Genomic DNA, 14,375 nt, shown 5'->3' on the forward strand with positions numbered 1-14,375 from the left:
TTCGATAAAGTTCCTGCTTTTTGTATTTTCCATATTGTATATTCTTTCGCATATTGCATACTTAAATCATGAACGCCAGACGGAAACAGAAATCATGAACGCACCTCGCCACCTCACCCTTCGTGAACGGATCTACGAGGAGATCGTTCGCCTGATCGTCTCCGGCGAACTGCCGAGCGGCGTCTCGATCGATGAGAAGGAATTGACGGAGCGCCTGCAGGTCAGCCGCACGCCGTTCCGCGAGGCCATAGGAACGCTTGCCAAGGAAGGACTGATCGAGATCAGGCCGTATCGCGGCTTCTTCGTGCGCAGCTTCACGCCGAAGGAGATCGATGACCTCTATAATCTGCGCAAGACTCTCGAATGCTTCGCCGTCGAGCTCGCCGTTCCGGAGATGAGCGACCGGCATATCGCAAACTTCGAGCGCATCCTGGATGAGGCGGTGGCGGCACTGCGCCGCGGCGACATGGCGACCTATGGCATCCGCGACAAGGAATTTCACGAGACCATCGCCGATCTTTCGGGAAGCGCGCCGCTGGTCGAAACGCTGGCGCGGCTCGCGCTGCAGATCCAGATCTGCCGCTCGATCGCCAATGAGAGTCGTGACCTGGCCGAAAGGGCCGCCGAGGAGCGCGATCAGATCCTGCAGGCTTTCCGGGCGCGCGACATCGCCGGCGCCAAGGCGCTGATGCACGCGCATATCAGCGACGTCCAGCAGGCCGTCATGGCGCGCTTTCAGAAAGAAAATCCGGCGCGTTAGCCGGGTGAATGAAGGAGAGGGAGGTCTCCTTTCAACGAGCGGAAAACGTGGCCAAGGAGCGGCCCGGAGGAGGGAACAATGCTGAAATTTCTGGCCCGGACAACGGCACTGGCGGCGATGATCGCCGTAAGCTTGCCGGCGCATGCCGAGACCCTGAAAATGTGGGGTCCGGAGCAGATCACCGAACCGCTGGTCGCGCAGCTCTGGAACGGCATCAAGGCCGATTTCGAGAAGGCCAATCCCGGTGTAACGGTTGAATTCATGCCGCCGACCGGCACGATCAGCAACGGCGCGGTGCAGGCGGCAATCCAGTCGGATGCCGGGCCTGACGTAATCCTCACCAATTCCGGTATCGGCCGCATCAGCGTCGTCAAAAACGCCAAGCAGGTCGTGCCGCTCACCGAACAATATGAAAAGCGCGGCTGGAAGGATGAGATCTATCCCTGGCTCTACACCGAGCTGAAGGGCCAGTTCGGCGGCGAAATCTACGAGGTTCCGGATGGGCTCGATGCTCTCGGCATCTGGTATCACAAAGATCTCTTCGCGCAGGCGGGCTGGAAAATGCCGGCGACGTGGGCCGAGTTCGAAACGCTGATGAAGGCGATCGAAGAAACCGGGCTGCAGCCGATCGCCATCGGTCCGCGCACACCGGGCAGCGCCGGCCACCTCTTCGGCAACCTACTGCAATCGGCGAGCGGCAAGGAAGTGATCGGCAAGGCGCTGCGCCGCGAGATCGCTTTCGACGACCCATCGGTCGCCGCCGGCGCCGTCCGGCTGCAGAAGCTGATCGAGGCGGGCTATATCAAGAAGGAAATGGCAGGCCTCGATCTCGACGGCGCCTCGCGCCTCTGGTTCAACAAGCGTGCGGCCATGTTCGTTGCCGGTCCCTGGTTCACCGCCAATGCCCGCAAGGCCGGCTACGACCTCGCCAACGCCGGTTATGCGCCCATGCCTTCTGACATCAAGGGTGCTGATATCCCCACCGGCGGCGTCGGCTGGAGCTGGCTCGTTCCGGTCAACTCAAAGCAGCCGGAGCTTGCGATGAAGTGGATCGACTTCATGCTTTCGGATGCCGTGATGAAGAAGCGCGCGCAGGATCCGGCAAGCACGATGATCTATCCGCGCGAAATTCCCGGTGTCGAGCCGCCGACCCCCGTGCTGAAGGACATCTTCGCGGCTGCCGCAGGCGGCGTCGGCTACAATCCGAGCGTCTATCTGCCAGGCCCCGTGCTCGACACCTACTTCCAGGTCATTCAGGGCCTGATCTCCGGCCAGATCGGCGGCGAGGACGGCATGAAGCAGATCCAGGCGAAGATGGCAGAGGCGAAATAGTGGTCATCCCAGAAACGCCCGGCGGCAAGGTCGTGGCTCCTCTCAGCACCGTCCCCGCCATGGCGGGACATACGGGTGGCACATCCGCCCGTATGTCCAAACGCCGGGTAGCCGGGTCCGGCTCAGCCGATGGCGATGCCGGCACCGCATTCTGGCTGATGGCGCCGGCGCTCACCCTTTATGCCGTCTTCACGCTGCTGCCGATCGCCGCCACCTTCTGGCTGAGCTTCAACAGTTCCGCCGGCTTCAATACCTCCGCGAGCTTCGTCTTCCTCGACAATTACGCCAAGGCGGCGCAGGATCCGATCGTCTGGAAGAGCCTCGTCCATACCTTCCTCTGGCTGGCCTATCATGTGGTGATGGCCGGCGGCCTCGGTCTGCTGCTGGCGCTTGCCGTCAGCAGACTGAGAGTGACACAAGTCTTCTTCCGTACCGCTTTCTTCCTGCCGCATCTGGTGTCGCTCGCCGTCGTCGGCGTCATCTGGGCCAATATCTACGACCCGTTTTTCGGCCTGCTGAACACGGCCCTGACGCGGATCGGGCTCGGCGCGTTCACGCGAGGATGGCTTTCCGATCCCGCTTTGGTGCTGTTCTCCGTCAATGTCGCAAGCTCGTGGCAGGGCTTCGGCCTCTACATGCTGCTCTTCATCGCCGGCCTGCAGAATATCGACCACTCGCTTTACGACGCGGCGGAAGTGGACGGCGCCAACGCCTTCCAGAAGCTGATCTATGTCACGCTGCCGGGGCTTCGCGAGGTGACCACCTTCGTCGTCTCGCTGGCGATGATCAATGGCCTGAAAGGCTTCGCCACGGTCTTCGTCATGACCAATGGCGGCCCGTTCTATCAGAGCGAACTGATCACCACCTACATCTACCGGCTTGCCTTCCAGTCCCAGGATCACGGGCTTGCGGCGGTGCTCTGCATCCTGCTCAGCCTGCTTGCGATCGCCATCACCATCGTCTTCAACCGCTGGCGCGCGAGGCTTTCCCAATGAGTGTGCGCAATCGCGAATGGCCGGTGGCGCTGGCGCTAACCCCGGTCCTGATTCTGATCCTCGCTCCCTTCGTCTGGCTGGTGATCTCGAGCTTCAAGACAGAGGCCGAGATTGGCCAGGCCGATCCCTTCACCTGGCCCGCCGACCTGATGTGGCGGAATTATCTCGACGCCTGGCAGATCGGCGGCTTCGGGGACCTCGTCGGCAACAGCCTCATCAACCTCGTCGGCGTCGTCGCCTTGTCGCTCATCACCTGCGCGCCGGCCGGCTATGCGCTTGCCAAGATCCGATTCCCCGGCCGGGAATGGCTGTTCTACGCCTTCATCCTCGGGCTCACCGTGCCGGTCCAGGCGATCGTCATCCCGCTCTACCAGGTGCTCTTCGGACTGAATCTCGTCAACACGCTTGCTGGTATCGTGCTGGTGCAGGTCAGCAACGGCATTCCCTTCGGCATCTTCCTGATGCGGAGCTTCTTCATCGGCGTGCCGGACGATCTGATCGAGGCCGCCAAGATCGACGGCGCTTCGCATTTCCAGATCCTCACCAAGGTCTTTCTGCCGATCTCGACACCCGCGGTGCAAGCGCTCGTCATCATCAGCGCGCTTTCCACCTGGAACGATTTCTTCCTGCCGCTGATCGTGCTGATCAGCCCCGAGGTACAGACGCTGCCGCTCGGGCTGGTCCGTTTCGCCAGCACCTATGCCTCCGATTATCGCCTGGTCTTCTCGGGCACCGTCATTTCGTTCCTGCCGATCATTCTTCTCTACATCCTGATGCAGCGCCGCTTCACCGAGGGGCTGACGCAGGGGGCAATCAAGGGCTGACCATGTCGCATCACGTCCAGCGGGAAATCCGCTACAATTTCGAATTCGACCATCGCATCAAGGCCTGCTTCATCGGCGCCGGCGGCCATGCCTATCGCAATGTCTATCCGGCGCTGCGATATGCGCCGGTGGAACTTGCCGGCATCTGCGATCTCGATCTCGGCCGCGCCGAGAAATTCGCAAAACTCTTCGGCGCCGGCAAGGCCTATACCGATCATCGCGAGATGCTGGAGCGAGAAAAGCCGGAGCTGGTCTTTCTCGTCACCGCCTATCATCCCGACGGCCGGGTCCAGGCGACCGATCTGGCGCTCGACGCCCTTGCAGCGGGCGCGCACGTCTGGATGGAAAAACCGACAGCGGCAAGCATCGACGATATCGAAATGCTGCAGGCGGCAAGTGCGGCGGCCGGCCGCATGGTGATGACCGGTCTCAAGAAGACCTTCTTTCCGACGATCGAGAAACTCAAGGATCTGATCGGCTCGCCGGGTTTCGGCAGGCTGACCTCGATCAATGTCCGTTATCCCCAGAGCCTGCCGAGGCCGGAAGACCGCGCCGATCTCGTCAAGATGCAGAGCTTTCTCGACCATATCTACCATCCAGGCGCGATCCTCAGTTTCCTCGGCGGCGAGATAGAGCGTGCCAGTTATGAGTGGGAGCCGTTGGCCGGGGCAAGCGTCACCAGCCTGCGCTTCCGCTCCGGCGCGATCGGAACGCTGCACCTCGCCGCCGGCCAGTCGGGCGGCAGCATCTTCGAGCGCGTGGAGATCATCGGCGAAGGCGCCAACGCCATCATCGAAAACGGCAGCCGTCTGACGTATTTCCGCAAGGCGGACCTGCCGTCCTATGGCCGCGCCGCAAGCTTCATCCAGCCGGACGAGAATGCCGCTTTGCTCTATGAGCCTGAGCATTCGCTCGGCCAGCTCTATAACAACAATCTCTTTTATCTCGGCTATGTGCCCGAGATCCTGCATCTGACGGATGCGATCCTTGCCGGCACCCAGATATCAAGGGGCACGCTCGAAATCGCCCGCGAGATCATGAAGCTCTTCGAATTCTACAGACGCACGAATGCCGGCGTCACCACCAATCTCTGACAGGGAGGGACAGCCTTGAGCGATACCGATGTGATTTTCAGGAAAGCTGGCGGTGAATTCATGCCGACCAGTTGGGGCGAACTCAACTGGAAGATCACCGGCGACGGCACGCCCGGCGCCGAGATGACCTTCGGTACCTGTCGCATCAATCCCGGCGAACGCAACCAGCTGCATTCGCACCCCGACTGCGAGGAGATCCTCTACGTCGTTTCCGGCAGTTGCGAACACAAGCTCGGCGATGCGCTTTATCGGCTCGAACCTGGCGATGCGATCCGCATTCCCCGCAATATCCGTCACTGGGCGCGCGCGCTCGGCACCGAACCGCTCTTCGCGCTGATCATGTTCTCCTCCGGTACCCGGACGGCGGTCAATCATGAAGGCGAGGGTGCGGCCTGAATCGGCAGATTTTCATCAACCTTGCCAAGGCTCTGACGATTGCGTGAAGCCGCTCCGATAGCTGTGACAAAACCTCATCGCCTCTGCTATGTCAGGAAAAATGCGACGACCCAACCGGCGTCGCACTCTGTCTGATCAATGCCAGGAGTTTAAAAGATGAGCGGTACCTCCGACTATATCCCCCCGAAGGTCTGGACCTGGAACAAGGCGAATGGCGGCCAATTCGCCAACATCAATCGCCCGATCGCAGGACCGACACATGAGAAGGAGCTTCCGATCGGCCGCCACCCGCTGCAGCTCTATTCGCTCGGAACGCCGAACGGCCAGAAGGTCACGATCATGCTCGAGGAACTGCTGGCGCTCGGTCATGGCGGTGCGGAGTATGACGCCTGGCTGATCAGGATCGGCGAGGGCGACCAGTTCGGCAGCGGCTTCGTCGCCGTCAATCCCAACTCCAAGATCCCGGCGCTGATGGACCGCAGCGGCCCGAAGCCGGTCCGCGTCTTCGAATCCGGCGCCATCCTCACCTATCTCGCCGAGAAGTTCGGCGCCTTCCTGCCGACCGAGCCGAGTGAGCGTGCCGAATGCCTGTCATGGCTGTTCTGGCAAATGGGAAGCGCGCCCTATCTCGGCGGCGGCTTCGGCCATTTCTACGCCTATGCACCAACCAAGATCGAATATGCGATCGACCGCTTCGCGATGGAGGTGAAGCGTCAGCTCGACGTGCTCGATCACCGTCTTGCCGAAAGCGAATATGTGGCAGGCAGTCAATACACGATCGCCGATATTGCCATCTGGCCGTGGTACGGCGGCTTGGTGAAGGGCTGGAGCTACGAGGCCGCGGAATTCCTGCAAGTCGGGGACTATAAAAACGTGTTGCGCTGGGCCGACAATATCTATAGCCGGCCCGCGGTGCAGCGCGGCCGGATGGTCAACCGCCTCTCCGGCGACCCGTCGAGCCAGTTGCACGAGCGCCACGACGCCAGCGATTTCGAGACCAAAACGCAGGACAAGCTGGCGGCTGCCGAATAAGCAAGCCGTGCCAGCTGGTTGTTTCAGCAATAAATCAGGCTCCGCCGCCCCTACGGCGGCGGAGCATTTGCGAGCTGCCCGAACTCAGTTCTTGACCGTGTCTTCCAGGAAGAAGCGGCCGAGCGGGTTCTGGTGGAAGTTCTCGATATTCTTGCGCGAGACGTTGATGTAGGGGCTGTAATAGAGGTCGATCCAGTTGACGTCGTCCTTGGCCATCTTCTGCAGATCGACATACATCTCTTCGCGTTTCTTCGGGTCGAGTTCGAGACGCGCCTTGGCGACCAGCTCCTTCACCGCCTCATTCTTGTAGTTGGTCATGTAATTATTGTTCGAATCGTGGCCGAGAACAAAGGTTGTCTTCTGGTCCGGATCGAGGATGTCGTTCGTCCAATAGTTGACGGAGATGTCGTAGTCGCCCGCAACCGTCATGTCCCATTCCTGGCTCGGGTCGACCTTTTGCAGGTTGGCGGTAATGCCGGCCTTCTGCAACTGCTGCTGGACCAGCACGGCCGTCTGTTCGTCGACCTCGTCACCGGCGCGGATCAGATAATTGAGCGTCAGGTCGGAAGCGCCAGCAGCAGCAAGCAGCATCTCCTTTGCTTTTTCAGGATCGTAGGGCCGCTGCAAATTATCGGCGAAATAATAAAGCGCGCCTTTCGGAATGTAAGAGTTGGCAACCGTGCCCTGGCGGAAGGTGACGGCGTCGACGATCGCCTTCTTGTCGATCGCCAAGTCGAGCGCCTGGCGGACTTCTTTCTTGGCGAGCGCGCCGTGCGCATGGTTGATCAGAAGATGATCCTCGCGAGTAGAGGAATCGACGTCGACGTTGAGGCTTGTATCCTTCTTCAGCTCCTCGACCCGGGAAAACGGTACAAAGATCGCCGCATCCAGCTCGCCGGCCTGGACGTTGAGCATCCGGGTATTGTCGTCGGGCACGGAGATCCATTCGACGCCGTCGAGCTTGACTCGGTCGGCCTGCCAGAAGTTTGGGTTCTTCTTAAGGATAATGCGGTCGCCACGCCGCCATTCCTCGACGGTGAAGGCGCCGGATGCGACCGGCTTTTCGGCATAGGTATCGGCGCCCAGCGCTTCCATGCCCGCCTTCGAAATGACGGAAGCGTTCGGCAGCGCCAGAGTCGACAGGAACGGCGCCGACGGATTCTTGAGCTTGATCGTCAGCGTATGCGCGTCGGTTGCAGCCGCCGTGTCGATCACCTTGTAGGAATCGCTCCAGAGCGAGGCCGGGTCGTCGCGGATGCGCAGCAGGCTGTAGGCCGCGTCTTCCGCCGTCAGCGGCGAACCGTCCGAGAATTTCGCATCGCGGATCTTGAAGGTGTAGGTCAGCCCGTCATTGGAGGCGGTCCAGCTTTCGGCAAGGCCCGGCTCCAGCTTGGTGCCTGTCTTGTCGACGCGGATCAGCACATCGTAGACGTTCGAGAACACCCAGTTGTCGATGTTCTGCGCCGTCTTGATCGGATCGAATGTCGTCGAATCCTCGCGGCGGCCGATGGTGAGCACACCGGCGGCTTCGGCATAGCTTGCACTCAATGTCAGGCCAGCGAGCATGGCGGCAAGCCCGATTGATTTCCACCTGTTTGGCATCAGTTCGTTCCCTTCTTTGTTATGGCATGCGTCTGATGGATATGGATTGCGCCTCGTCCCTGCGGCCGGTGCCCTTGCAGCAGCGGCTTGTCAGGATCGATGTCGGGAATGGCAGCGATCAGCGCCGCGGTATAGGCATGCTTCGGCCGCGCGAAGACCTCGTCGGAGCGGTCCTCCTCGACGATCTCTCCGCGATACATCACGACGACGCGTTCGCAGAGATTGCGCACGATCGCCAGATCATGGGCGATGAAGACCAGCGTCAGGTTCATCTTCGCGGTGAGCTGGCGGAAAAGCTCGATGATCTGCGCCTGGATGGTGACGTCGAGGGCCGCCACGCATTCGTCGGCGATAATCAGCTTCGGTTCGACGGCAAGCGCGCGGGCGATGCCGGCGCGCTGGCACTGACCGCCGCTCATGCTGCGCGGCTTGCGCTCAGCGAATTCGCGCTCGAGGCCGACGAGATCGAGCAGTTCGCCGATGCGCGCCGGAATATCGGCCTTGGCGACCTTGCCCTGCACCTTCAGCACCTCGGCCAGCATCTGCCCGATCGTCAGCCGGGGATTGAGGGCATTATAGGGGTCCTGGAACACCATCGCCGTTTCGCGCCTGAGCTTTGCCAGGCCAGCGCTTTTCTGCAGCGTGAGATCGACACCGTCGAAGGTGACATGACCCGAGGAAAGTGGCGTGAGACCGAGCACGGCGCGGGCAAGCGTGCTTTTGCCGCTGCCGGATTCGCCGACGATGCCGACCGTCTCGCCCGGCATGATCTGCAGGCTGACGCCGGCAACGGCGCTGACCGTCTTGGCGCCACCCTTGACCAGGCTGCCACCGGCTCTGAAACGCACGTGCAGATCATCGATTTCGAGCAAGGGTCTCGCCGGCGCGCGTGCCTCGGCGATCTCGAGCGCCGGCGCCGGCATCCCGCCTGATATCGACGGGTGGCTGTCGATCAGGTTGATCGTATAGGGATGTTGCGGCTGTGCGAGGATCGTCCGCTTCGGCCCCTCTTCGATGAGCTTGCCGCCACGCATTACGGCGATGCGGTCGCAGGTCTGGGCGACGATGCCGAGATCGTGAGTGATGAGAATGATCGACAGGCCGCGGCGGTCGCGAATATCGATCAGCAGCCGCAGGATCTGCGCCTGAATGGTGACGTCGAGCGCCGTCGTCGGTTCGTCGGCGATCAGGATTTTCGGATTGCAGGACAGGGCAACACCGATCATCGCCCGCTGGCGCATGCCGCCGGAAAATTCATGCGGATAGCTGTCGTACTGCCGGCCGGGGTCGGGAAAGCCGACCTGCGCGAGAATTTCCAACGCCGCGGCGCGAGCTTCGTGGGCACCAAGGCCCTGATGATAGCGGATGCCCTCGGCGATCTGATTGCCGATCCGCATGACCGGATCGAGATGGCTGGTCGGGTTCTGGAAGATCATGCCGATCTCACCGCCGCGCACCTTCAGCATCTCAACGTCATGGATCCGCGTCAGGTCGCGTCCTTCCAGCAGCATGGAACCGCTCTCGATCTTCAGCAGCGAGGAGGGCAAGAGGCGCACCAGCGAGCGGCAGAACAGGCTCTTGCCCGAGCCGCTCTCGCCGACGAGACCGAGAATTTCGCCGCGACCGAGATCGAGCGAGACTGCATCAAGCAGCGTGCGCGGGCCGGAATCGAGATGCGCTCTGACGGTGAGATCGCGAACGGAGAGCACAGGACCGCTCATTCATGCACTCCCAGCAATTCGCCGAGCGCATCGCCCAGCATGCTGAAGCCGAAGGCAAGGCAGACGATGGAGAGGCCGGGAAACAGCGTGATCCACCAGGCGGTGGTGATGAAGCTCTGCCCCTCCGCGACCATGACGCCCCATTCGGCGATCGGCGGCTGGACGCCGAGGCCGAGATAGCTGACGGCCGCACCGCTCAGCAGCACCAGAGTCGCATCGGACATGGAAAAGACGATCGAGCCGGCAATCGCGTTCGGCAGCAGGTGCCGGAACATGATACGCCTGCGGCTGAAGCCGAGGCTGACGGCGGCCACTGCGTAATCGCTGCTCTTCAGCACCAGCATCTGCGCCCGGATCAGCCGCGCATAGGAGACCCAGCCGACCAGCGCCATTGCGATGTAGAAGCTGCCGAGTCCTGGGCCGAGGATCGCGATAATCGACAGCATCAGCACGAGAAAGGGAAAGGCAAGAATGATATCGACCAGACGCATGAACAGTGCATCGACGATTCCACCGAAGAAGCCGGAGATGGTGCCGACCGTCGTGCCGATCAGGAACGGGAAGACGACGCCGATCAGCGCCATCTGCAGATCGATGCGCGCACCCCAGATGACGCGGGAGAGGATGTCACGGCCGAAATTGTCGGTGCCGAAGGGGTGAAGCAGCGAAGGCGCCTGCAGGCGCACCTCGGCATTTTGCATGATCGGGTCATAGGGCGCGAGAAGAGGCGCGCCAAGCGCCAGCAGGATGAAGAACAACAGCACGCCGGCGCCGACGGCAAACATCGGCCGCCGGCCGAGGAGGAGGCGGCCAGGGGACGCGGGTGTTGTCACCTCGACGCTCATAGCTTCACCCTCGGATCGACGGCAACGGTGACGATATCGGCGATGAAGTTGATCAGCACGGTGGCGCAGGCAAAGACCATCGCGACGCCCTGCACCACCATATAGTCACGCGAGAAGATCGCCCTGACGAGGAGCTGGCCCATGCCGGGCAGCGCGAAGACGCTCTCGACCACAACCGTGCCGCCGATCAGCCAGCCGATGTTGACGGCAAGCAGGTTCATCGTCGGCACCAGCGAATTCGGCAGCACGTGCCGCCAGAAGACGATGCCTTCGGGCATGCCGCGGGCGCGCGCCGCCGTCGCGACATCTGATTTCAGCGACTCGATCATCGCGGCGCGCAGGCTGCGCGTCAAAACGGTCGAGAGCGACAGCGCCACCGTCAGGCTCGGCAGCACGAGATGCGCAAGTTTGTCGCCGAGCGTCGCGCCGTAGCCGGAAACCGGCAGCAGCCCGAGTTCGACGCTGAAGAGGATGATCAGCATCAGCCCCAACCAGAAGGGCGGAAAGCCGATGCCGAAGGTCGAGACGATGCGCACCGCATGGTCCGGCGCCCGGCCGGCATTGCGTGCGGCGATCGCCGCCATCGGCACAGCGATCAGCACCGACAGCACGACGCTTGCGGCGACGAGGGCAAGCGTCGGCTCGATGCGGGTGACGATCAGCTTCAGCACGTCGATCTTGTAGAGGATCGATTTGCCCATCTCGCCATTGGCGAGATTTTTGAGGAAATAGACATATTGCAGCCACATCGGCTGATCGAGACCGTATTGGGCACGGATGCTGGCAAGGGCAGCCGGTGTGGCGCGCGTACCGAGGATGTTGCGCGCCGGATCGCCGGGGATCAGCCGAACCAGAATGAAGGTGATGACGCTGATGCCGAAGATGACGGGCAGGAACTGAAGCGGTCGGGTCAGAACGAATTTATAGCGATACATGAGCACGGCCGCCCCTCTGTCCTCGTCCGGTTTGAGCCGCTTTCATTTTCATCAGGCTGCCTTGTGCCGGTCGAGGAAATCGAGAAGCGCCGGATAATAGTCCTGCGGGTTCTCATAGAAGGGCATGTGGCTGGCATTGGCGAACACCCGGAGCTCGGCATTCGGCAGCGCCAGCTTCATCCTGAGCGCGCAGGCGGGCGTCAGCTCGTCATGCTCTCCCGTGGTGATCAGCACGGGCAGCGTCAGCCGCGGCAGATCCGGGATGCGGTTCCAGTCCTTGAGGTTGCCGATGTAAAGAAACTCGTTCGGGCCCTGCATCGTCGCGTAAGGCGCCATGTTCCAGTCGTCGAGCGAACGGCGTATCGGCGCCGGCCATTCGGCCAGGCGGCAGACATGGCGGTAGTTGAGGATGGTGACGGCGGCGATATATTCCGGATGATCGTAGGTCCCCTGCGCCTCATGCTTCTGCATCATCGAGACTGTTTCCGGACCAAGCGCTGCCCGCAGCCGTTCCAGTTCCGAGATCAGATGCGGCATGTCGGCGACGGTATCCTCGAGGATCAGCGTCTTGAGGTTTTCGGGGTAGGTCAAGGCATAATCGATCGCCAGCCACCCGCCCCAGGAATGGCCGAGCATGTGGACCTTTCCGAGTCCGAGCGTCTTGCGCACCGTTTCGGTCTCCTCGACATAGCGGCCGATCGTCCAGAGCGAGAGATCGTCCGGCCGATCGGAGGCGCCGGTGCCGAGCTGGTCGAAGGCGACGACGCGGTAGCCCTTGTCGATCAGGCAGGAGTGCGCCTCGCGCAGGTAATCGCAGGGCAGACCGGGACCGCCGTTCAGGCAGAACACCGTCTCGTTGCCGGTCCCGAAGCTATAGGCGACGACGCGATAGCCACCGGCATCGATCTCAAATCGCGCGTCCGGCTGTATTTCACGCCACATTGATTGCTCCAGCAGAAAATACCCCTTGCTCAATATTTGGGCGTGGTTAATTTTTTACCGTAAATCGCGTTCCGTGCCAGCTATAAGAAGTGATAGGGTAGGGCGCCACGCCGAAACCGGGAGCAGCCCATGCTTGACGACATCGGAACGATCAGACGGCAGTTTACGGCGCATGAGACGCTGGACGGCCGGATCGACCAGGCCTTCGAGGCGATGAAGCAGCTGGGCTTCGAGGCTCTCATCTACGACTATACGCCGGTGCCCTACGACCTCGACGGCGCGATCATGATCCCGTCGCTGCTGAAGCTCCGGAACATCGCCGACGATATGCACGACTATTGGTTCGATCGCGGTTATTTCCGCATCGACCCGGTCCAGCAGGTGGCGCTGCGCAGCACCGCGCCGTTCTTCTGGAATTACGACACGAATGCGGACACGCTGATCAACCGCTTCATGAGTGACGACACCGCACCGGTGACGCGCTATCTCCTCGAACGCGACATGTCGACCGGTGTCACCGTGCCGGTGCATATGCCGGGAGGCGATTATGCGACGGTCACCGGCATCCGTTTCCGCGGCGACCGCGATTTCGAACGGCATGCGTTGCGCGCTATCGCTGACTTCAACCTGCTTGCCCACGTCTTCCATGAGACCGCCTATTCGCTTTTCGACACGAAGGCTCGAAGCGTCGGCACCATTCGCCTGACCGAGCGGGAGCGCGAATGCCTCCGCCATTCGGCGGAAGGCTATTCCGCCAAGGAAATCTCGCGCATCATCGGCCGTTCCGTCCCGACCGTGGTCATGCATCTCAACGCCGCGGCCAAGAAACTCGGCGCCCGCAACCGTACGCAGGCCGTCGTACGCGCCACTCATTACCGCCTGCTCTAAGAGCGCGGCCGATCATTGCCATCCTATAACTTGTGATAGCTGCCTTCGCCGCGGTTGCCGCGTTATGGTTTCCAAACTTCCGAGGAATGGAGATGTCGGTGGCCGAAGTCGCAACAAGTGAAGCCTATCTGCCCTTTCGCGATTATCGCACCTGGTACCGCGTCACCGGTTCGCTGAAAAGCGACAAGCTGCCTCTCGTCGTTGCGCACGGTGGGCCCGGCTGCACGCATGACTACGTCGATTCCTTCAAGGAAATCGCCGCCCTCGACGGCCGCCCGGTCATCCACTACGACCAGCTCGGCAACGGCAATTCCACCCGCCTTCCGGACAAGGGCCCGGATTTCTGGACGGTCGGCCTGTTCCTCGAAGAGCTCGACGCACTGCTTGCCCATCTCGGCATCCAGCATCGTTACGCCTTCCTCGGCCAGTCCTGGGGCGGCATGCTCGGCGCCGAACATGCGGTGCGCCGGCCGCAAGGCCTGAAGGCCCTTGTCATCGCCAACTCGCCGGCCAACATGCACACCTGGGTTGCCGAAGCCAATCGGCTGCGGCAGGAATTGCCGAAGGAGGTGCAGGACACGCTGCTGAAGCACGAACGGGCGGGAAGCCTTACCGATCCGGACTATATCGCCGCCTCCCGCGTCTTCTATGATCGCCATGTCTGCCGCGTCGCGCCATGGCCGCCCGATGTGGCGCGGACATTCGCCATCATGGACGAAGACAACACCGTCTATCGCAACATGAACGGCCCGACGGAATTCCACGTCATCGGAACGATGAAGGATTGGACGATCGAAGACAGGCTCGACCGCATCGAAGCACCGACGCTGCTGATCTCGGGCAAACATGACGAGGCGACGCCCCTCGTCGTAAGGCCCTATCTCGAACGCGTCCCGGGCTGCGAATGGGTGCTCTTCGAAAATTCCAGCCATATGCCGCATGTCGAGGAAAAGCAGCTTTGCCTGGCGACCGTTTCCCGCTTCCTGTCGCGGCACGACTGACGCATATG

General features: G+C 61.6%; 14 protein-coding genes. 9 read left to right on the forward strand and 5 right to left on the reverse strand.

Annotation, left to right across the window (positions count from 1 at the left end):
• Positions 1 to 94 precede the first annotated feature (94 nt).
• From HJC00_RS23415 to yghU, 7 genes are all read left to right on the forward strand, one after another.
• Positions 95 to 760 carry a GntR family transcriptional regulator gene (locus HJC00_RS23415; protein ID WP_221124352.1) on the forward strand — a complete coding sequence of 222 codons (666 nt, stop codon included), beginning with the start codon at positions 95 to 97 and terminating at the stop codon, positions 758 to 760.
• 78 nt (positions 761 to 838) lie between these two features.
• A complete protein-coding gene (locus tag HJC00_RS23420; RefSeq protein ID WP_221164673.1) occupies positions 839 to 2,092 on the forward strand; it encodes an extracellular solute-binding protein in 1,254 nt (417 codons plus the stop codon).
• Positions 2,093 to 2,151: 59 nt separating this feature from the next.
• Positions 2,152 to 3,087, forward strand: coding sequence for a carbohydrate ABC transporter permease (locus HJC00_RS23425; RefSeq protein WP_221164687.1), 936 nt, complete (start codon positions 2,152 to 2,154; stop codon positions 3,085 to 3,087).
• Positions 3,084 to 3,911, forward strand: a complete 828-nt coding sequence (locus HJC00_RS23430; RefSeq protein WP_221147510.1) for a carbohydrate ABC transporter permease — start codon at positions 3,084 to 3,086, stop codon at positions 3,909 to 3,911. Before HJC00_RS23425 ends, HJC00_RS23430 begins: the two co-directional genes overlap by 4 nt.
• 2 nt (positions 3,912 to 3,913) lie before the next feature.
• Positions 3,914 to 5,005, forward strand: coding sequence for a Gfo/Idh/MocA family protein (locus HJC00_RS23435; RefSeq protein ID WP_221164674.1), 1,092 nt, complete (start codon positions 3,914 to 3,916; stop codon positions 5,003 to 5,005).
• Between the two features lie 15 nt (positions 5,006 to 5,020).
• Positions 5,021 to 5,401 carry a cupin domain-containing protein gene (locus HJC00_RS23440; protein WP_210633568.1) on the forward strand — a complete coding sequence of 127 codons (381 nt, stop codon included), beginning with the start codon at positions 5,021 to 5,023 and terminating at the stop codon, positions 5,399 to 5,401.
• A 156-nt stretch (positions 5,402 to 5,557) separates the two neighbouring features.
• Positions 5,558 to 6,433: a glutathione-dependent disulfide-bond oxidoreductase gene (yghU, locus tag HJC00_RS23445; protein ID WP_210633567.1), complete on the forward strand. Its 876-nt coding sequence runs from the start codon at positions 5,558 to 5,560 to the stop codon at positions 6,431 to 6,433.
• Positions 6,434 to 6,517: 84 nt separating this feature from the next.
• On the opposite strand, the gene HJC00_RS23450 is transcribed toward yghU, so the two are convergent.
• Genes HJC00_RS23450 through HJC00_RS23470 form a run of 5 tightly spaced genes read right to left on the reverse strand, consistent with a single transcriptional unit; the run spans position 6,518 to position 12,478 of the window.
• Positions 6,518 to 8,035 (reverse strand): ABC transporter substrate-binding protein, encoded by a 1,518-nt coding sequence (locus HJC00_RS23450; RefSeq protein WP_221164675.1) that lies wholly within the window; start codon positions 8,033 to 8,035, stop codon positions 6,518 to 6,520.
• On the reverse strand, positions 8,035 to 9,756 hold the full coding sequence (locus HJC00_RS23455) for a dipeptide ABC transporter ATP-binding protein (protein WP_405048795.1): 1,722 nt from the start codon (positions 9,754 to 9,756) through the stop codon (positions 8,035 to 8,037). The genes HJC00_RS23450 and HJC00_RS23455 overlap by 1 nt, the downstream gene beginning before the upstream one ends.
• Positions 9,753 to 10,601, reverse strand: a complete 849-nt coding sequence (locus HJC00_RS23460) for an ABC transporter permease (protein ID WP_210633565.1) — start codon at positions 10,599 to 10,601, stop codon at positions 9,753 to 9,755. Before HJC00_RS23460 ends, HJC00_RS23455 begins: the two co-directional genes overlap by 4 nt.
• A complete protein-coding gene (locus HJC00_RS23465; protein WP_221164676.1) occupies positions 10,598 to 11,536 on the reverse strand; it encodes an ABC transporter permease in 939 nt (312 codons plus the stop codon). The genes HJC00_RS23460 and HJC00_RS23465 overlap by 4 nt, the downstream gene beginning before the upstream one ends.
• Positions 11,537 to 11,587: 51 nt before the next feature.
• Complete coding sequence (locus HJC00_RS23470; RefSeq protein WP_210633563.1) at positions 11,588 to 12,478, reverse strand: proline iminopeptidase-family hydrolase; 891 nt, start codon at positions 12,476 to 12,478, stop codon at positions 11,588 to 11,590.
• A 129-nt stretch (positions 12,479 to 12,607) separates the two neighbouring features.
• Here HJC00_RS23470 and HJC00_RS23475 point away from each other — a divergent pair, with 129 nt between their 5' ends.
• Positions 12,608 to 13,366, forward strand: coding sequence for a LuxR family transcriptional regulator (locus HJC00_RS23475; RefSeq protein WP_210633562.1), 759 nt, complete (start codon positions 12,608 to 12,610; stop codon positions 13,364 to 13,366).
• A gap of 98 nt (positions 13,367 to 13,464) precedes the next feature.
• Positions 13,465 to 14,367 carry a proline iminopeptidase-family hydrolase gene (locus HJC00_RS23480; protein WP_210633561.1) on the forward strand — a complete coding sequence of 301 codons (903 nt, stop codon included), beginning with the start codon at positions 13,465 to 13,467 and terminating at the stop codon, positions 14,365 to 14,367.
• Positions 14,368 to 14,375: the final 8 nt, after the last annotated feature.

This window comes from Rhizobium sp. NLR22b (assembly GCF_019685295.1).
Classification (GTDB): domain Bacteria; phylum Pseudomonadota; class Alphaproteobacteria; order Rhizobiales; family Rhizobiaceae; genus Rhizobium.